Consider the following 19,322-nt stretch of genomic DNA (forward strand, 5'->3'; position numbering starts at 1 on the left):
TGTATAAACTTTTTAATTACTCACAAGTTTTTTTAACATTTTTTATTTTTTTGTAAAAACTGTACCAAGGTTTCCTTTGTATGAGCGACATCATGAACCCTTAAAATTTTAGCTCCCTGCTCCAATACTCTCAAATGAAGCTTCTGGGTTTCTTCATTGATATCCAGCGGAGATTTTCCCAACGGCTTATAAATAAATGATTTTCGGGAAATGCCTATCAATAAAGGGAATCTTTCAAATCCCAGATATTGAATTTCATCAATCATTTTCATCTGGTCTTCCACGGTTTTTCCGAAACCAAAACCAGGATCAAGAATGATATCTTTCACACCTTTTTGTAAAAGCTCAGATATTTTCTGCGAAAAATATCTGTTGACTTCCACTGTTATATCTTCAAATCTGATCTTATCATGCATGGTTTCGTACGAGGAATTTATATGCATCAGGATGTACGGAAGTCCTGTCGCGGCCACTGTATCAAACATTTCCTGGTCATATTGCCCTCCCGAGATGTCATTGATCATATCGATGCCTTCATTAAAACCGAATCTTACGGTTTCAGCATAAAAAGTATCCAGGGAAATCAATGCTTCTGGAAATTCTCTTTTAATCCGGCTGATCCTATTTCCGATTCTCCTTATTTCTTCGCCACTACTTAGAAATTCAGCTTTTGGACGGGTGGATTGCGGCCCTACATCAATAATTTCAGCACCTTCCTTTAACAGTTTTTCGGCATGTTGCAGTGCTGTTTTTTCTTCATTGAACTTTCCTCCGTCAGAGAAAGAATCCGGGGTAAGATTGAGGATTCCCATAATCTTTGGCGTGTCCAGTTGTATTAAACGGCCATTGCAGTTGATGGAGTAAGTTGGAGTCTCTGAGAGTTGGAGCATTTGAGAGTTAGAAAACATGGAAATTATTATTGATAAATGATTTTGTAGTGCAAAATTAGTGATTTGTGAGTTTTAATGAAGATTTAGAAGCTGTAAATTAGAAATTAGAGGTTAGAAGCTGGAAGAATGACTTTTACATCTCCCTTACTATCAAACTCCATAGCCCGCAGTGCAAGAAATCCCACTCTCAAAGCTTCTCACTTACAAACTCAGCGCTCCATATTCAAAAATCTAAAACCGAATTCGTATATTTGGAAGATTAAGAAAATTTATGCTAAAAACATCAGTACAGTTCGAGAAAGTTATCAGTGAATGCCGTGATCTTTTCGGTAAAAAATTAAAGGATTATGGTGCAGCATGGAGGGTTTTAAGGCCTAGTTCCATTACAGATCAGATTTATATCAAGGTAAACAGGATCCGAACGCTGCAGATGACTGATCAAAAGATGGTAGATGAAAGTGAGGAAGATGAATTTATCGCAATTGTCAACTATTCTATCATTGGACTTATTCAGCTTGAGAAAGGCTTTTCCAATGATTTTAATGAAAATAAAGAAGAAATATTAGCTCTTTATGACCGATATGCCAATGAAGCCAAAGCCTTGATGGAAAGAAAAAACCATGATTATGGTGAGGCATGGAGGGATATGAGAATTTCTTCGATTACAGATCTTATCTATCAAAAAGTACTGAGAACCAAACAGATTGAAGACAATCAGGGGAAAACTATCGCTTCAGAAGGTCTTGACGCCAACTATTTTGATATGCTAAATTACGCTGTCTTCTGCCTGATTAAATTTTCGGAAAAAGAGAATCAATTCGAACCCAAAACTATTTAATATGATCAAAGGTTTATTACGCTTTATTATTGCAGTCATTTTTATCCTTTCGGGCTTTGTGAAAGCTGTGGATCTTGTAGGTTTTTCTTTCAAAATGGAAGAATATTTTTCTCCTGCTGTTTTTAACATGCCATTTTTTGAAAAATTTGCATTGCTTTTTTCAATTATTGTCGTGGTCCTGGAATTGTTCCTGGGGTGTATGCTGCTTCTGAAAATAAAGCTGAAATTTACCTTGTCAACATTAATTGCCCTTTGTGTTTTCTTTGGATTCCTAACCTTCTACTCTGCCTATTTCAATGTAGTGACGGATTGCGGCTGCTTCGGAGATGCTGTTAAATTCACTCCTTGGCAAAGTTTCTTTAAAGATGTAGCACTTCTGGTGGGACTTATTATTCTTTTTGTATTGTACCGAAAAGAATTCCGTAAAAAGGATGAATATAGCAATGACAGAACAGAATCTTCAGGAAAGTTCAAATATTATATTTTAGGAGCTTTCTCTTTGATCATGATCTATATTATGGCCCAGGGAATTATGCATGAACCGCTCATTGATTTCCGTGATTATAAAATCGGAACGGATATTAGAGGGGAAAAAGAAAAAATCAACAAAAACCCTTCGGAATACAAAACGTTTTATTCTCTGAAAAATGAGAAAACAGGTGAGTCTCTGAAAGTTAACCAGGATGATTACATTAAAGAAACAAAATATTGGGCAGAAGGTTCTCCATGGAAAATTGAGGAAGGAAAAAATGAATCTGTGCTGGTAAAAGAGGGCTATAAATCTGAGATTGTCAAGTTTAAGATTGAAGATCCGACAGGAGTGGATCTCACAGACGAAATCATCCATGCACCAAAAGCAATTTTAATATTCTCCTACCATCCTAAAGAGGTTTCTGCTGATCTTCTTCAGAAAGTGGAAGCTAAAGTAAATGCGCAGAAAGGAATACTTATTTATGGAGTTTCAACCGATCAGAATACTTTTAAAACCATTAAAAATGCAATGATGGATGGTACTGCCATTAAAACCATTGCAAGAAGCAACCCTTTTGTTCTGATTTTGGAAAACGGAAAAATTATTGACAAGCAGCCAGCTAAAGATTATATTGAATAAGCCAAGTTATGGAATCAAATTTTGAATATATCAGCGGAAATTATATTACAGAAGAAAGGCTATGTGATATAACGGAAATCACGAAGGATACACTAAATGTACTTATTAAAAATCGTCTGGTTCCGGAAGCTTCTTATGTAGTTACCAGAAGTATAAAAATAACCTCTCCTCTTAATGATGAATTTGAAACTGAAATTACGGAGAAGTACTTTAGCAAAAACTGTGTTTCATTGATTGAGAAGAATAAAGAAACGAAAGATTTTCATGAATATAAAACAGAATTCAGAGAAAAATTCATTCAAAATCTCATGAAACATCCTGACAAAAATTTTGCCTATCATAATGCTTTTAATAATGATCAGGAAAAACTCGAAGAGATCTTTGAGAGTGAATGGGAAGCTTATTGTAACGGGATATATGGAATATGTACCATAAATTCTACTGAAGAAGAAATTGTAAGGAAGGAAATTGCCGTAAAAAAATTAATACATTTCAACACCTTGCTTTCTCAAAAAACACTGAATGAAAATGAGATTGAGGAACTCATACAGCTGAATAAAGAATTCAACGAAGTTGCTGAGAGATTTGCCCCTTACCAAAGAGCATCCAGTAGCAGAGGGAAATACCTCGACAAAATTTTAGAAGACAATAGCTTAGGCTATTTAATAAAGAAATATTAACATTATGCAAAAATCAAATAAATCTATCGCCGGTTACCACTTATTAATGATCCTTTCTTCTGTAGACGGAGAATTCGCCCCTGAAGAAGGAATGTTGGTACAACAATATCTGGCAGATGAGTTTCCATTCAGAATGAACCTGGATAACGAGCTTGACACCCTTGCTCTTTTACAGCCTGAGGAGTGGAAAGATCACTTTGAATTCCATGGAAGATGCTTCCTTGATGATTCTACTGAAGATGAACGTATAAAGTTTGCTCAGTTTGCCAAATCTCTGATTAAAGCAGACAATAAGGTCACCGAGGAAGAACACACTTTTTATGTTTTACTGAAAAACTTATGGGGATTATAATTTCTTCCTAAATCAAAAAAAACATGAAAAAAATTTATCTAGGACTATTAGTAATGAGTGCATCCACATTTCAATCTCAGAAATTTCCGGGCCTGAAAGCCCCCGTTGCAGAAAAGCAGGAACACATCAGAGAAATCCATGGTGATAAGGTCAATGATCCTTATTACTGGATGATCGATTATTTTAAAAAAGGAAAAGATTCTACCAAAGTTGTTGATTATTTAAAGGCTGAAAACACCTATTGGGAAGGCATGATGAAAGATACAGAACCTTTCAGAGAAAAGCTTTTCCAGGAAATGAAAGCTAGAATCAAAGAGAAAGATGAGTCTGTTCCGGTTTTCAAAAACGGATATTATTATTACACCCGTACAGAAGTGGGAAAACAATATTTTAAGTATTGTAGAAAAAAAGGAAGTCTTACGGCTCCAGAAGAAATTCTTCTGGATGTTGACAAGCAGGCTGAAGGACATTCCTATTATTCGGCCTCAGGATTTAGTATCAGTCCGGATAATACAAAAATGATTTATGGGGTGGATGATGTATCCCGAAGACAATATAAATTATTTCTAAAAGATCTCTCAACAGGGAAAACCATTGATCTTGGTATTAAAAATACAACAGGATCAGCCACCTGGGCAAATGATAACAAAACGATATTTTATACCTCCAAGAACCCGGAAACTCTTTTAACGGAAAAGATTTTCAGACATGCTCTGGGAACAAATTCGTCAAAGGATGCTCTTGTATATGAGGAAAAGGATAAAACCAACTATATTGGGGTAGGAAAATCCAAGAATGAGAAGTTCATTATGATCTATTCTCAGGCTACCACTTCTTCCGAAACCAGATATCTTGATGCCAATGATCCTAACGGAACATTTAGGGTTTTCCAACCTAGAATAAAAGACGTCCTGTACGATGTTACTCCACTGGAAGATAAATTTTTAATTACCACTAATAAAGATGCTCTTAACTTTAAAATTGTAGAAACTCCTTTAAACAAAACAGGTGTTGAGAACTGGAAAGATTTTATTCCCCACAGAAAAGAGGTTCTGATGGAGGGAATTACCGAGTTTAAGAATTATCTGGTATTCAGTGAGAGACAAAACGGGCTTTCTCAATTGATGATCTATGACAGAAAAACAGGTAAAAAAGACTTTCTGAAATTTGATGAAGCTGCTTATACTGTTTATCCATCAGGAAATCCAGAGTATAACACAGATAATTTCCGTTTCGGATATACTTCCATGATTACACCAAGTTCTCAGTATGAACAGGATTTAAAAACCGGTAAAAGAAATCTTTTGAAACAGCAGGAAGTTCTGGGCGGCTATAATAAAGATCTTTATACAACAGAAAGACTTTTTGCCACCGCAAAAGATGGAACCCGGATTCCAATATCTATTGTTTACAAAAAAGGATTAAAAAAAGAAGGGAACAATCCACTTCTTCTTTATGCTTACGGTTCGTACGGAAGCTCTATGGATGCTACATTCAGCAGCACAAGACTGAGTCTTCTGGATAGAGGTTTTGCCTATGCTATTGCTCATATCCGTGGCGGTCAGGAAATGGGAAGACAATGGTATGAAGACGGGAAAATGATGAAAAAGAAAAACACATTTACCGATTTCATTGATGCCGGAGAATATCTTGTGAAAGAAAAATATACATCGCCTAAACATTTATATGCTCAGGGAGGAAGTGCCGGAGGATTGTTAATGGGAGCTATCGCTAATATGGGCCCTGGCCTTTGGAATGGTGTTATTTCACAGGTTCCTTTTGTAGACGTTGTCAATACCATGCTTGACACCAGTATTCCTTTGACAACCAACGAATATGATGAATGGGGTAATCCTAACAATAAGGAGGCTTATCTCTATATGAAATCTTATTCTCCGTATGAAAATATCGAAAAGAAAAACTATCCGAATCTGTTGGTAACAACAGGGCTGCATGATTCTCAGGTTCAGTATTTTGAACCTGCAAAATGGGTTGCTAAACTAAGAGATATGAAAACGGATAAAAACGTATTATTATTAAAAACAGACATGGACTACGGTCATGGAGGAGCTTCCGGAAGATTTGATTATCTGAAGGATCTTGCTTTGGTATATGCTTTCATGTTTAAATTGGAAGGGATTAATAAATAAGGTTCCCGCAGATTTTGCAGATCACGCAGATGCAAAGTAAAAATTTAATTAAAAAGTAAAATAAATCAATATAATAAATCTTATGAGAAGAAAAATAGTTGCAGGCAACTGGAAAATGAACAAAAATGTAATTGATGCACAACAATTAATGATTCAGTTACTAAGCTATAAAAACAACACTACGACCAACTGTGAGGTTTGGATCGCTCCACCATCTTTATACTTAATGATGGCTAAAGACATCTTTGAAAAGGATGAAATTGGAGTATTCTCTCAGGACATGAGCGAGCACGAAAGTGGTGCTTATACAGGAGAAATTTCTGCTGATATGCTGGAATCTATCGATGCTACAGGATCATTGATCGGGCACTCTGAAAGAAGACAGTATCACGGAGAAACAGATTCACACTGCAACAGAAAGATCAAATTGGCTTTAGATAAGGGGCTTACCCCAATCTATTGCAACGGGGAAACTCTTGAGCAAAGAAAAGCAGGACAGCACCTGGAGGTAGTAAAAAACCAAACTGAAGTCGCTCTTTTCACTCTTTCACCAGAGGAGATTAAAAAAGTAGTGATTGCTTACGAACCGGTTTGGGCTATCGGAACCGGAGAAACAGCTAGTCCAGAACAGGCTCAGGAAATTCACGCTCACATCAGAAATATCATTGCCGGAAAGTATGGCAAGGACGTTGCTGACGAAATTTCTATCCTATATGGAGGTTCTGTAAAACCAGATAATGCTAAAGAGATCTTCTCACAACCTGATATCGACGGAGGTCTTATTGGAGGAGCAGCCTTAAAGCTGGAAGATTTCTCTAAGATTATCGAAGCTTTTAATTAATATTGAAACATATCCTCTTCACTAAAGCTGATTTAAAGATACCTTTAGTGCATACAGTAAACAATCAAAAACGGCGGAACCTTTGGTTCTGCCGTTTTCTTTAAAAAAAATCTAATTACTGAATATCGACTATATACATAGTTCCTTTATCTACTTTTCCCGTTTTAGGTAAAACTTTAGCTTTTGCATTTCCACCTCCGTCATCCACTACGCCAAAATCATCATCATTGAAGACGGCCAGCTTATTATTTCCTAAATACACAATTCCCTCAAATTTATCATGCTCATATCCCAGTTTGGCTACGAGATCTACTGCCAGCGTTTTAGAGACAGGTTTTATACCGGAATTTGTAATTTCATCCCATGTACACTGTTCCAATGCTTTATTATTAATTTTCATTCCATCCACCGCAGCAATATCGGTCCCGTTCACATCAGAGGCTCCACTTATGTTGATCCTGTATACTTTTTTAATTCCTCCTTGTGATCCAAAATTACCATCTCTTTCGATGACAAGAAATTCAGTATTGCTCAATGCAGTAATATCACATACCGAATCAGAAGCTCCGCCGTCCTGTCTGTATAAAAACTGTTTCGTCTTGCCGGTAGCAATATCAAAAGTTACAATTCTTGTTAACGTAGTATTGGTTGCTAAAGCTTTGGAAGGTACAAACATCATCGACTGCATGGTTCCAACAAGTGTTTTTCCGTCCGGGGTAATACAAAGTCCCTCCATTCCCCTGTTGGCTCTCCTTTTGGCCAGAACAGCAGGCAATTTTCTCGTTCCGGTATTGACACCGATAGGACTGATCCTTTCCATTTCCACTCCTTCTGCACTGTAGTGTACAATATGAGGTCCGTATTCATCAGAAACCCAGAAAGTACCGTCGGCAGCAGCTACAAGACTCTCACTGTCCAGTCCATATTTGTCAGTACCCAGTACATTTCCTGAAGCATCGTAAGCAACTTCACCGGTACTTCCCATTCCTGCAGGGTTAGGAAGACCGGTTATAGCCTGACCTGACGGATTTTTAAGTTTAATATATTTAATCACCTCAATATTTCCTTCCGCATTGATTTTAAAATGCATAATAGTCGGTGTAAAATCAGGGGCCAGAAATTTCTTTCCGTTAAGGTAATCCGTATTAGGACCCCTGTCCGTAATGACATAAAATTCACCCTTTCTCGTAGGATGTGCTGCTGCTCCGGAGCCAAACCCACCATTAATAACGTCTATCCCGTTTACGGTAGCAAGTTTGGAAAAAGGAAATTCCTGCGGGAGTTTAGAATAATTGAGATCCTGGTTATTAGCTGCATCATCATCTTTACATGAGCCCAGCGCAGCCAACAACAATACAGATAGGAATATTCTTTTCATATATATTTTTATGGCGCGAAAATATAAATTGATTATAAACTGATCTTAAATCGAATGATAATTATACTTTAACAATAAACCCATAACATGAATTCAATATAAACACCGTTTACCTCCGAACATTATGAAAATAAAAACAACCAATCATATTCTTTAATAATTTAAAAAAGACCATTCCTTCTAAAAGCTTACTAAACACTTCGATATCGTGAAAAAAGAAAAATAATTCACAAAACAGGGTCCAGATTTATATGATATATTTGCAGCGTTGTAAGGCTGAACAAAGTTCATTAATAGGGAATCAAGTGCGAATATTATTCAATTCTTGGGCTGTACCCGCAACTGTAAGCTGTTTTACTTATACGTCATCATACCACTGGATCACTGTCCGGGAAGGTCGTCATAAGATGCAAGCCAGGAGACCTGCCTTCCAATATATTACTTCAGATCAATACTGTAGAGATGTGCTTTCTATCTGAAGATAAGTTTCGGGAATAAAACTTTAATTTAATGATATCATGAAAAAAATCTATCTTTTTTTCTTACTGCTTTTTATGCAGTTCCTGTCGGCCCAGTTTACAGAAAACGACATTAAATTCTGGGTAGGAAACGGTTCTAAGAAAGCCTATTTTATTGCAGATTTCAACGATGGCAGTACTCCGGCTTCTTATGCGTGGGGTTACCGTTTCGACTCTGATCTCCTTACCATGGAAGACCTTCTCAACGCAATTATCGCTGCAGAACCTAAAATGGAAGCGGATATTCCTTCAGGTTTTCTTTCCACACTGAATTATAACCATCATACCACCAATACTGATGATTACTGGATTACCTGGTCCGGAGATAGTGCAGAAAGCATGAGCTATAACAACGGTGTAGGCTATACAGACCTTGTCGATGGAAAATGGTATGGCATAAAGTACGGCATTGATGATTCTGATGCCTCACCATCTACTCCGGTTCCGGCCTATAGTTCAGGATGGTATACCCCGTCTCAGATCACCAACTGGATCGGCACTGGAAATAACAAAAGCCTCGTTGTCATTGATTTCGGAGCAAATTCTTTTGTTTTCGGAATTCAATATTATGGAAGCATAACCGGTGATCAGGCTCTCCAGCTGATACAGGCTCAGGCTTCTTATTTTACTTTTAGTTTAGTAAACGATCAGGTCTCTGCACTGGCGCTCAATACCTTTACAGGAAACGCTTCAGGCCCGGACAGCTGGAAACTGTATAAAGGAAAAGACCTTTCAAGCTGGCAGAAAAAGGAAAATCTTTCTGAGATTCAGTTAAATAATAATGATTGGTTGGGACTAAGTTTCGGACAGAGAAGGCCATTTACACCCATAGAAGCAGAGTCGACCCTGGGAGTTTCTTCTGTTACAAAGAAAAAATTCAGTATTTTTCCTAATCCAGCAAATGATTTCATTCAGATTGACACTGCTGAAAAACTGAAGGAAGTGAATATTTATTCCGTTACCGGACAAAAGGTAATGACTTCCCAGACCACAAAGATTAATCTCCAGTCTTTACAATCAGGAACTTATTTTGTGGAATTGAAAACAGTGGACAATTCTACAATACATAAGATTATTAAGCAATAGAGAAGCTCCTTCTGGTGCTTTTTTATCCGTAAAATATCCTATCAGAGATCCTTTGAATTTTGCCATTCCTCTGGAGAGGGAACTTGTAGCAATAAGCAAAAAAAAACCGCACCAGATTGGTGCGGTTTCTATGATTTTTCAATCCATTATTTTTTCTCTGTAGATCTTTGAAGAACCTCATCTACCATCCCGTAGCCTTTGGCTTCTTCAGAAGTCATCCAGTAATCTCTGTCAGATGATTTCTCTACCCACTCGTAAGTCTGACCTGAATGGTGACCAATGATTTCATAAAGCTCCTGCTTTAATTTCAACATCTCTCTAAGATTGATCTCCATATCGGAAGCTACTCCCTGAGCACCACCTGAAGGCTGGTGGATCATCACTCGTGAGTGCTTAAGCGCAGAACGTTTTCCTTTTTCTCCTGCTACCAGTAATACGGCTCCCATAGAAGCTGCCATACCTGTACAGATTGTGGCTACATCAGGCTTAATGATCTGCATTGTGTCATAAATTCCTAATCCTGCATACACACTACCACCAGGAGAGTTGATGTAGATCTGAATATCTTTTGAAGGGTCTGCACTTTCCAGGAATAAAAGCTGGGCCGTAACGATATTCGCTACCTGATCATCAATTCCTGTTCCCAGAAAGATAATCCTGTCCATCATAAGACGGGAGAAAACGTCCATTTGAGCAACGTTTAATCTTCTTTCTTCCATGATGTATGGGGTAAGATTCGTTGGGCCATACATTCCCATATACTGATCGGTAACCAGACCGTTGTTTCCTAAATGTTTTACAGAGAAATCTCTGAATTCCTTTTTAATGTCCATATTACTATTATGTATTATTTTTAAAATATTTTCCGAAGTTTAAATTACAATATTTATTCCTAAATTTTTATAGGACTTTTTGTCACAGAATAACAAATCCTGTCTTCGAACTATCTTTTTCTGTCGGCATAGATGCCTTTGATGGGCGAATATTCAATAATATTGCTCAGGCGTATAGAGGCCTGTTTCAATAAGGTAATTTTTTTAATCAGTTCATAGTATCTTACTTCATCGTCAGTTCTGCATTCGTCGAGCTCTTTTGCAGTTTCTATAATTAAATAATCAATATACCGGTATTTGTGAAGCAATACATCGCCCTGGATCTGCTCTGCAACCTTGTCTCCGTAATTGGGTGGATAGATATTCCTTGAAGCCCAGTTTTCAAGTTCATCCAGCGGAATCAATGCATCTACAACCTTTGTTGTGATTTCTTCATCCATAAAAGATACAAAAAAGTTTCCACTCCTCAGCTCTTCTTTCTGAATCCCCTCCTTCACCTCATTGATAATGATCTCATTCTCCTTCACTAAAAAAGAATATTGTTCTTCCTCAAAATGATGGAGTATCTCCTCAATAACCGTGATCTGGTATTCCTCGTTATTTTCGTTTCTCCGCTTCAGTACAATATCACCAAACATCAGCATGTGATCAACAAGCTTACTTTCCATAAACAGGACATCAAACAGAAACGGATCCTCTTTTTCCTTATCCGGAGGTACAATCTCCATCTTTGGAGCAGTTTTTTCCTTCTGCTGCTGAATATGGCTGGTCTGGTTTTGTGTAATCTGCTTCTGGACATCAAGTTCATTGAAAAGACTCTGCTCAGACAGCCCGAATTTATTGGAAACCTCTTTAAGGTAAACTTCCCGTTTTAAAGCATTCTGCACAAATGAAACCGATTTTACGATATTCCGTATGGCTTCAGCCTTTTTGATTGGATCATTTCCAACATCTTTTAACAGGATCTCGGCTTTGAAATCAATGAAGTCCATGGCTTCATTTTCAATATATTTTTCAACATATTCCTGAGGATGTTTTCTTGCAAATGAATCCGGATCGTCTCCATCCGGGAAGAGTAAAACACGGATATTCATGCCTTCCGCAAGCAGCATGTCAATACTTCGGAAACTGGCTTTAATTCCGGCATTATCCCCATCAAAAAGGATCGTTACATTTTCTGTAAGCCTCTTGATCAGCTTAATCTGCTCTGTCGTCAATGAAGTACCAGAACTGGCCACCACATTCTCGATTCCGGACATATGAAGGGAGATGACATCCATATATCCCTCCACCAATAGACATGCATTTTTTCTTGAAATAGCCTGTTTACTCTGATTGAGCCCGTAAAGAACATTTGACTTATGATAAATCTCTGTTTCCGGTGAATTGAGATATTTGGCTGTTTTGACATTATTTTTCAGAATTCTAGCTCCAAAGCCTAAAACCCGCCCTGAAAAGCTATGAATCGGAAAAATAACCCTTTCACGGAATCTGTCAACGCCAGCAGGGGTATTTTCAGGAAAGATAGAAAGTCCGGATTTTTCAAGGATCTCTTTATTGTAGCCTTTTTCTAAGGCATAAGTGGTAAAAGCATTCTTTTTTTCGGGAGAATATCCTAACTGGAATTTTTTGATGATATCGTCCTTAAGTTCTCTTTCCTTAAAATAAGCAAGCCCTATACTTCTGCCTTCTTCATCATCCCAAAGGATTTCCTGGAAATATGAGTTGGCCACTTCATGAATTTTATACAGCAAATCTTTTTCCGTCTGTGCATGCTTTGCTTCTTCAGAAATTTCACGAAGATCTTCTTCAATTTCGATTCCGTATTTCTTTGCAGCATGACGAAGGGCTTCAGGATAAGTAAAGTTCTCGATTTCCATCAGGAAAGAAATGGCCGTTCCGCCTTTTCCGGTAGAGAAATCTTTCCAGATCTGTTTGCTTGGCGAAACAACAAAACTAGGAGACTTCTCTTCATGAAATGGGCTGAGTCCTTTATAATTAGACCCCGCTCTTTTCAACTGAACGTACTCTCCTACGATCTCTTCTACCCGTATCGTTGAGAAAATCTTGTCTAATGTCTGCTTCGAAATCATGCTACAAAATTAGGTATTTTTATGGAGAAGTCCGACAGGTTTTGAGTTGGAGTGTAAGAGAGTTTGAGAGTATCGGTAAGAGTTTAGGATTTAATGTAGAAAGTCAATTGTAATTCCAATCATATTCACAGATCACGGTCTATATCTTTTCTGTTTATTCTCCATTTCCACATTTTAATTTCATTATTTTTGCAAAACAAATCAGTATATGCAGTTCACTATAAATACAATCGAACACTGGCAGGAAGTTGTTGATAACATTATTCCTGACTTACAACATAATATCCTTTTATTAAAGGGAAATCTAGGTGCCGGGAAAACCACTTTCACCCAATTTCTGCTTAAAAAGCTGGGAAGCGGGGATGAAGTCAATTCACCCACTTACTCTATTGTGAATGAATATCAAACTCCTGAAGGAAAAATATATCATTTTGATCTTTACCGTCTGAAAAACATTGAAGAGGTTTATGATATCGGTATTGAGGAGTACCTGGACAATTCTTTTCTCTGCATTATAGAATGGCCGGAAGTATATGAAGAGGAACTGTACGGGCTCAACTACCACACAATGAGTATTGTGAATACGGGAGAAAACAGAGAGATTACATTCGAGTAAATATTATGTATCTTTGCTTATTATTGAGTATAAAATAACAATCTGTAAGACATAATTTAATTTAAGGATGAGTACAAATATTTTTACTCCTTTCACAGAAGAAGAATTGATGCCGAAAGAGGAAAAATTGGAGGTTATTAAAAAAGGAAAACAGTTCAGTATTGGGATTCCTAAAGAAACCTGTCTCAACGAAAGGAGAACCTGCATCACTCCGGACGCCGTACAGGTGCTGGTAGAGCATGGTCACGAGATCATTGTAGAATCAGGAGCCGGCCAGGGTTCTTTTTTTACCGATCTGCAGTACTCCGAATCGGGAGCGAAAATTACCAACGACCCTAAAGAAGCCTTCGGACAGGACCTCATCCTCAAAATCAATCCTCCTACTGAAGACGAGATTGACTATATGAAGCCCAACACTTACCTGGTTTCGGCACTTCAGATCAATCTGAGAGATAAAGGCTATTTCCTAAAGCTTGCAGAGAAAAAAATAAATGCCATTGCTTTTGAATTTATCGTTGATGAATACAAACAGCTTGCATTGGTGAGATTAATCGGTGAAATTGCAGGTACCGTCTCTGTTTTATATGCTTCAGAGCTTCTGGCATTATCTAATGGTTTAATGCTTGGAGGCATTACAGGAGTAAGACCCGCTGAAGTAGTCATTCTGGGAGCAGGGATTGTCGGTGAATTTGCAACAAAAGCAGCCATTGGCCTAGGAGCCAGCATCAAAGTTTTTGACAATTCCTTATCCAAACTGAGAAGACTTCACACGATGGTTGACAGCCGGGTGCCGACCTCTATCATCGATCCCAAGGAACTCAGCAAAAGCTTAAGACGTGCTGACGTAGTGATCGGAGCACTTCCAAGATTGAATATGACCCCTATCGTTACTGAAGATATGGTGATGAAAATGAAAAAAGGCAGTGTCATTATTGATATCACCATTGATAACGGAAAAGTGATTGAGACTTCGGAACTGACGACGATGGAAGAACCCTATATCATCAAACACGGGGTAATCCACTGCGGACTTCCGAACCTTACCTCAAGAATGCCACGAACCACGACAAAAGCGATTTCAAATTTCTTCCTTTCCTATATTTTAAATTATGATGAAGAAGGAGGCTTTGAAAACATGCTGATCCGCAAAAATGAGATGAAGCAAAGCTTATATATGTACAAAGGAAGGCACACCAAGAAGATCATCTGTGATCGTTTTGGACTTACCTACCACGATATCAATCTTTTAATTTTCTAATGAAAAAACTGAAATTTTATGCAATAGGCTTCATTCCGGGGCTGTTGATCGTATTCTTTATTTTAAACAAAAAAGGGGCAAGCTGCAGCGGTTATCTGCCCAACAGCCGGGTGATAGCAGAAACTCTTTCAAAAGAATTTACATATACTGAAGAGGTTAAAAATGCGATGAATGCTTACAAGATCGACGAAAAATTTGTAAAAGACAGTATCATTACCAACGGAAAAGTAGATTTTGACCGAAGCCATGCACAGAAAAAGCCATGCCCGGACTATCTTATCATCTACCCGGAAAAAAAACCGGCTTACGAGATCACTTTTGAGAAATGTGAGGAAAATGTAACCGTTAAAACTTTGAAAAAACTTAATTAGTTTATAACAATCCAATGGGTGGCAATTATTACATGATTCATGATTATCTGATCTTCGTCGGAGTTTTTGCCATTTTCTTTTTTCTTACCACCAGTATTTATTTGTTCAGCCAGAATCAAAACCTGAAGAAAAGAAATACCAGGTTGTCAGAAACCAATGCCATGATTGAACAGCGGCTGAACGAAGTACGGCTGGAGCATATCGGCACCAAGCTGAACCCCCATTTATTCAAAAATATCCTTAATTCGGTCCAGTCTCATGCTTATCAGACCTATATGTCTCTGGATAAGCTGGCGAATGTTCTTGATTATATTTTATATGAAAGCAACAATAAGTACGTAAGTCCAAAGGAAGAACTGAATTTCGCGTTGAGCCTTATTGAAATCAACAAAATCAAGATCAATCCTCTTTTTGATTTCAGAATCAAATCAAGAATCAACAAATCGGATTCTATTTATGAGGAAAAGGTATTTGCCCCGCTGATCTCTGTTGATCTTATTGAAAATGCCTTCAAGCATACCGATTTTCTTGCCCAGGATTCTTTTATCTCAATCTACCTTGAGCTTGAAAACAGAATTTTCACGATGAAAGTAAGCAATAAAGCTTCTTTGAAGAATATTCTGGAAAAGGAAAAAAGTGGTTTTGGAAGCCAATCCCTGGATCAAAGGCTAAAGATGATCTACAATACCCATTACCAGCTTGAAAAAAGCTCGAAAAACGGTATCTTCACCGCAGAATTAAAAATCAATTTAGGAGAATTCTATGATAAAATGCGTTATTCTGGATGATGAATTGCTGGCGATCAGCTACCTGAAACTGTTATGTGAACAGATTGATGACGTAGAAGTGGTAAAGGCCTTCAATGACCCTAAAATTTTCCTGAACGAAATCGGAAACCTCGACTGCAACCTTTGTATACTTGATATTGAAATGCCAGGAATGACCGGACTTCAGGTTGCTGAGCTGATTTCAGATTCAAAAAAAATTATATTTACTACAGCCTACAAAGAATATGCAGCCGAAGCATTTGATTTAAATGTAGTAGATTATGTACGAAAGCCGATCAAAAAGGAAAGACTTATCCAGGCCTTTGAAAAAGCAAAGGAACTGGTGGAAAACAGTCCGAAAAAATCATTCATTGAATGGAACACCAATATCGGAAAAACCGTTATTTTCACCGAACAGATTGCTTACATCAAAACGTCTGAAATAGACAGCAGAGACAAAGATATTATCCTGAGCGACGGAACCACCATTGTTCTGAAGAATCTTAATTTCAAAAATCTTCTGGACATGCTTCCTGCAAAAGATTTTGCCCAGGTCAATAAGAAAGAGATCATTGCACGCTCCTTTATTAAGGTATTTTCAACGAACGAAATCATCACTACCATTACCAACGACGACCAGACTTTCCTGAAATTACAGATTGGTGATGCGTATAAAAATTCATTGATGGAGCTATTCGGAAAATAAAACTTCAGATATTTACGGTTTCATTACAGAATACCGTCCCTTCATTACACCTCCCCTTTTTGAATGATCAATACGTTTACCTTTGCTGCAAAGTGATTGATTTTATCATGAAAGACACGTCCGTTTCACCAGCATTCTAAGCTCTGACCATCGAAATAACACCGGCTGCTCTTTTAGGTAAATTTTATTACATTTTTTAGAGTATTCATTACATTTTAAAGGAAAGGAGTATTTAACATTCATATATTCTTATCAAATTTGCATCAAAATACAGGAATCATGAACTTGGGGAAGTATAAAAGTATTATTTTTTACATCAGTACAATTGCATTTTTTTCATGCCTTATGTATTGGTTTTTCGTGGAGGGGAAAACACTGGAAATAGGAGAAAACATTACCCCAGCCACTGCTGCAGGATCCACGATGTGGGAAAATTTCACAGATTCTTTTCTCACCAACCTGCATCATCCTCTAGCCCTGCTGTTGGCCCAGATCGTTACCATTATCCTGGTCGCCAAGCTTTTTGGGTGGATTTGTGTAAAGCTGAAACAGCCATCAGTCATTGGTGAAATGATCGCCGGGATTGTTCTGGGGCCGTCACTTTTCGGGCTATATTTCCCGGAGCTTTCAGCATTTATCTTCCCAAAGGAATCATTACCTAACCTCCAGTTTCTGAGCCAGATCGGTCTTATTCTCTTCATGTACATTGTGGGAATGGAGCTAGACCTGAGTGTTCTAAGAAAAAAAGCGCATGATGCAGTAGTCATCAGCCATGCAAGTATTATCTTCCCTTTTGCATTGGGAGTAGGGCTTTCCTATTTTATTTATAAAGAATTTGCACCGGAAGGAATCCAGTTCAGTTCATTTGCTTTATTTATAGCTATAGCCATGAGTATTACCGCATTTCCTGTTCTCGCCAGAATTGTTCAGGAACGTAATCTCCATAAAACCAAAATAGGAACAGTAGTGATTACCTGTGCAGCGGCCGATGATATTACTGCCTGGTGTATTTTAGCAGCTGTCATTGCAGTGGTAAAAGCAGGGTCTTTCTCAGGATCCGTATTTGTGATCCTGATGGCCATTCTGTATGTCTTCATCATGATCAAAGCGGTACGGCCTTTTCTGAACAGAATCGCTGAATCCCAGAAGGGAAAAGGGTTTATCAGCAAATCACTGGTGGCTGTATTTTTCCTTATCCTTATCATCTCTTCTTACGCCACTGAGGTAATTGGCATCCATGCCCTTTTTGGAGCATTCATGGCCGGTGCGATCATGCCGGAAAATATAAAATTCAGAAACCTCTTCATCGAAAAGGTGGAAGATGTCGCACTTGTATTATTACTTCCTCTTTTCTTTGTATTTACAGGTCTCAGAACTCAGATCGGATTACTGAATGATCCGCATCTCTGGAAAATAGGTGGACTCATCATCCTTACAGCTGTAACAGGAAAGTTTGTCGGGAGCGCCCTTACTGCAAGGTTTCTGAGAATAAGCTGGAAAGACAGCCTCACTATTGGAGCTTTAATGAATACCCGGGGATTAACAGAACTTATTGTCCTCAATATCGGCTACGACCTAGGTGTATTGGGTCCGGAACTCTTCGCCATGCTGGTTATTATGGCCCTTTTCACAACATTTATGACAGGTCCTTGTCTGGATCTTATCAACTATCTTTTTAAAGGAAAAAAATCCATGATTGAGGAAGACACCCATGAGGAGGACGATACAAAATACAGGGTTCTTTTATCTTTTGAAACGGCAAAAGCAGGAAGTAAGCTGCTGAAACTTGCAGACCATTTCACCCACAAAATGAATGGAAACAAAAGTGTGACCGCAATGAATATTGCCCCTGTCGATGAGCTTCACGCCTTTGATATTGAAAATTATGAGAAAGAACAGTTCAAGAATGTCATTGAAACCTCCCAAGAACTGCAACTTGAAGTTACCACCCTTTTCAAAGCTTCTACAGATGTTGAAAGTGACCTGACGAACATTACCAATAAAGGGAATTATGATCTTCTTCTGATCATGCTTGGTAAATCAATGTATGAAGGCAGCTTGCTGGGAAGGCTGCTTGGTTTTACCACAAAAATAATTAATCCTGAAAAATTACTGAATACGGTAAAAGGAAAAGGAAATATTTTCAATACCTCACCTTTTGACGATTTGACATTGCAGGTATTAGACAAAGCAACAATTCCTGTGGGAATTCTTGTTGACAAAGAATTCAAAGCAGCGGATAAAATATTTGTTCCTATCTTTAATTTGAGCGATTTTTATCTTCTTGAATATGCAAAAAGGCTTATCAATAACAACAATTCGCAAGTGATCATTTTGGATGCTGCCGGGCAGATCCGCAATAATATTGAAGTAAAAGAGCTGATCAGAAGCATTGAACAGGTTGCTCCGAATCATATAACGCTGTATAACGAGAAGAAAATCGAAAAAGAATTTCTTCATTCTCAGGACCTGATGCTGATCAGCAGTAAAAGCTGGAAGAATCTTCTTGATACCAAGAGTCTATGGCTATCTGACATCCCTTCAACACTGATTATTTCAAATCCATAAATACACCGATTTTTCTATTTCTTTTGAAGCTGTAAATTCCGTTGGATGTAAAGAAAAAACGGGTACATTTATAGCTTCAATTTTTTGACATGCTGATCAACAGTGAAAACGGAGCTGTAAAACTGAAAGCCTTTTATGATCCGTACAGTGCCAGCAGCCTGATGGAAATCAGTTTCGGTCATGAAAGGAAAAAAATATGAAACACTAAATTACAGGATTGGAAAAACGGCTCGATCTCAACCGGCAGGCCCGGTAATATTTTATTT

General features: G+C 37.9%; 17 protein-coding genes and 1 riboswitch. Of the genes, 13 read left to right on the forward strand and 4 right to left on the reverse strand.

Features of this window, described 5'->3' with window-relative positions; genetic code table 11:
• Window positions 1-32: 32 nt before the first annotated feature.
• Window positions 33-890: a dihydropteroate synthase gene (folP, locus tag DRF67_RS10000; RefSeq protein WP_394337868.1), complete on the reverse strand. Its 858-nt coding sequence runs from the start codon at window positions 888-890 to the stop codon at window positions 33-35.
• A gap of 271 nt (window positions 891-1,161) precedes the next feature.
• Between folP and DRF67_RS10005 the strand changes: the two genes are divergently transcribed.
• The 6 genes from DRF67_RS10005 to tpiA all read left to right on the forward strand — a co-directional run bounded on the left by DRF67_RS10005 (window position 1,162) and on the right by tpiA (window position 6,862).
• A complete protein-coding gene (locus tag DRF67_RS10005; protein ID WP_115928160.1) occupies window positions 1,162-1,728 on the forward strand; it encodes a DUF1599 domain-containing protein in 567 nt (188 codons plus the stop codon).
• 1 nt (window position 1,729) lies between these two features.
• A complete protein-coding gene (locus DRF67_RS10010) occupies window positions 1,730-2,839 on the forward strand; it encodes a BT_3928 family protein (RefSeq protein ID WP_115928161.1) in 1,110 nt (369 codons plus the stop codon).
• A gap of 8 nt (window positions 2,840-2,847) precedes the next feature.
• Window positions 2,848-3,519 (forward strand): DUF6058 family natural product biosynthesis protein, encoded by a 672-nt coding sequence (locus DRF67_RS10015; RefSeq protein ID WP_115928162.1) that lies wholly within the window; start codon window positions 2,848-2,850, stop codon window positions 3,517-3,519.
• Between the two features lie 4 nt (window positions 3,520-3,523).
• The gene (locus tag DRF67_RS10020) at window positions 3,524-3,871 is read left to right on the forward strand and encodes a tellurite resistance TerB family protein (RefSeq protein ID WP_115928163.1); all 348 of its coding nucleotides are present in this window, start codon (window positions 3,524-3,526) and stop codon (window positions 3,869-3,871) included.
• A 23-nt stretch (window positions 3,872-3,894) separates the two neighbouring features.
• Window positions 3,895-6,021, forward strand: coding sequence for a S9 family peptidase (locus DRF67_RS10025; protein ID WP_115928164.1), 2,127 nt, complete (start codon window positions 3,895-3,897; stop codon window positions 6,019-6,021).
• Between the two features lie 82 nt (window positions 6,022-6,103).
• On the forward strand, window positions 6,104-6,862 hold the full coding sequence (gene tpiA, locus DRF67_RS10030) for a triose-phosphate isomerase (RefSeq protein WP_115928165.1): 759 nt from the start codon (window positions 6,104-6,106) through the stop codon (window positions 6,860-6,862).
• 115 nt (window positions 6,863-6,977) lie between these two features.
• Here the strand turns inward: tpiA and DRF67_RS10035 are convergent, their stop codons facing one another.
• Window positions 6,978-8,240, reverse strand: a complete 1,263-nt coding sequence (locus DRF67_RS10035; RefSeq protein WP_115928166.1) for an esterase-like activity of phytase family protein — start codon at window positions 8,238-8,240, stop codon at window positions 6,978-6,980.
• Between the two features lie 256 nt (window positions 8,241-8,496).
• Window positions 8,497-8,685, forward strand: a riboswitch (cobalamin riboswitch).
• Between the two features lie 73 nt (window positions 8,686-8,758).
• On the opposite strand from DRF67_RS10035, the gene DRF67_RS10040 reads away from it, so the two are divergent.
• Window positions 8,759-9,844: a T9SS type A sorting domain-containing protein gene (locus tag DRF67_RS10040; RefSeq protein ID WP_115928167.1), complete on the forward strand. Its 1,086-nt coding sequence runs from the start codon at window positions 8,759-8,761 to the stop codon at window positions 9,842-9,844.
• A gap of 146 nt (window positions 9,845-9,990) precedes the next feature.
• Here DRF67_RS10040 and clpP read toward each other — a convergent pair whose 3' ends face one another.
• Both clpP and dnaG read right to left on the reverse strand, forming a co-directional pair.
• Window positions 9,991-10,677 (reverse strand): ATP-dependent Clp endopeptidase proteolytic subunit ClpP, encoded by a 687-nt coding sequence (gene clpP, locus DRF67_RS10045; protein ID WP_027373257.1) that lies wholly within the window; start codon window positions 10,675-10,677, stop codon window positions 9,991-9,993.
• 110 nt (window positions 10,678-10,787) lie between these two features.
• Complete coding sequence (gene dnaG, locus DRF67_RS10050; protein ID WP_115928168.1) at window positions 10,788-12,770, reverse strand: DNA primase; 1,983 nt, start codon at window positions 12,768-12,770, stop codon at window positions 10,788-10,790.
• Window positions 12,771-12,978: 208 nt separating this feature from the next.
• Between dnaG and tsaE the strand changes: the two genes are divergently transcribed.
• The 6 genes from tsaE to DRF67_RS10080 all read left to right on the forward strand — a co-directional run bounded on the left by tsaE (window position 12,979) and on the right by DRF67_RS10080 (window position 19,056).
• A complete protein-coding gene (tsaE, locus tag DRF67_RS10055; protein WP_115928169.1) occupies window positions 12,979-13,386 on the forward strand; it encodes a tRNA (adenosine(37)-N6)-threonylcarbamoyltransferase complex ATPase subunit type 1 TsaE in 408 nt (135 codons plus the stop codon).
• Between the two features lie 67 nt (window positions 13,387-13,453).
• Entirely contained in the window at window positions 13,454-14,644 is a 1,191-nt protein-coding gene (locus tag DRF67_RS10060) for an alanine dehydrogenase (protein WP_115928170.1), read from the forward strand.
• Window positions 14,644-15,015 carry a DUF4258 domain-containing protein gene (locus DRF67_RS10065; RefSeq protein ID WP_115928171.1) on the forward strand — a complete coding sequence of 124 codons (372 nt, stop codon included), beginning with the start codon at window positions 14,644-14,646 and terminating at the stop codon, window positions 15,013-15,015. The genes DRF67_RS10060 and DRF67_RS10065 overlap by 1 nt, the downstream gene beginning before the upstream one ends.
• A gap of 14 nt (window positions 15,016-15,029) precedes the next feature.
• Window positions 15,030-15,803, forward strand: coding sequence for a histidine kinase (locus DRF67_RS10070; RefSeq protein ID WP_115928172.1), 774 nt, complete (start codon window positions 15,030-15,032; stop codon window positions 15,801-15,803).
• Complete coding sequence (locus tag DRF67_RS10075) at window positions 15,778-16,488, forward strand: LytR/AlgR family response regulator transcription factor (protein WP_115928173.1); 711 nt, start codon at window positions 15,778-15,780, stop codon at window positions 16,486-16,488. The genes DRF67_RS10070 and DRF67_RS10075 overlap by 26 nt, the downstream gene beginning before the upstream one ends.
• Before the next feature lie 279 nt (window positions 16,489-16,767).
• Entirely contained in the window at window positions 16,768-19,056 is a 2,289-nt protein-coding gene (locus tag DRF67_RS10080) for a cation:proton antiporter (protein ID WP_228435777.1), read from the forward strand.
• Window positions 19,057-19,322 lie beyond the last annotated feature (266 nt).

It is taken from the genome of Chryseobacterium pennipullorum (genome assembly GCF_003384725.1).
GTDB classification, from domain to species: domain Bacteria; phylum Bacteroidota; class Bacteroidia; order Flavobacteriales; family Weeksellaceae; genus Chryseobacterium; species Chryseobacterium pennipullorum.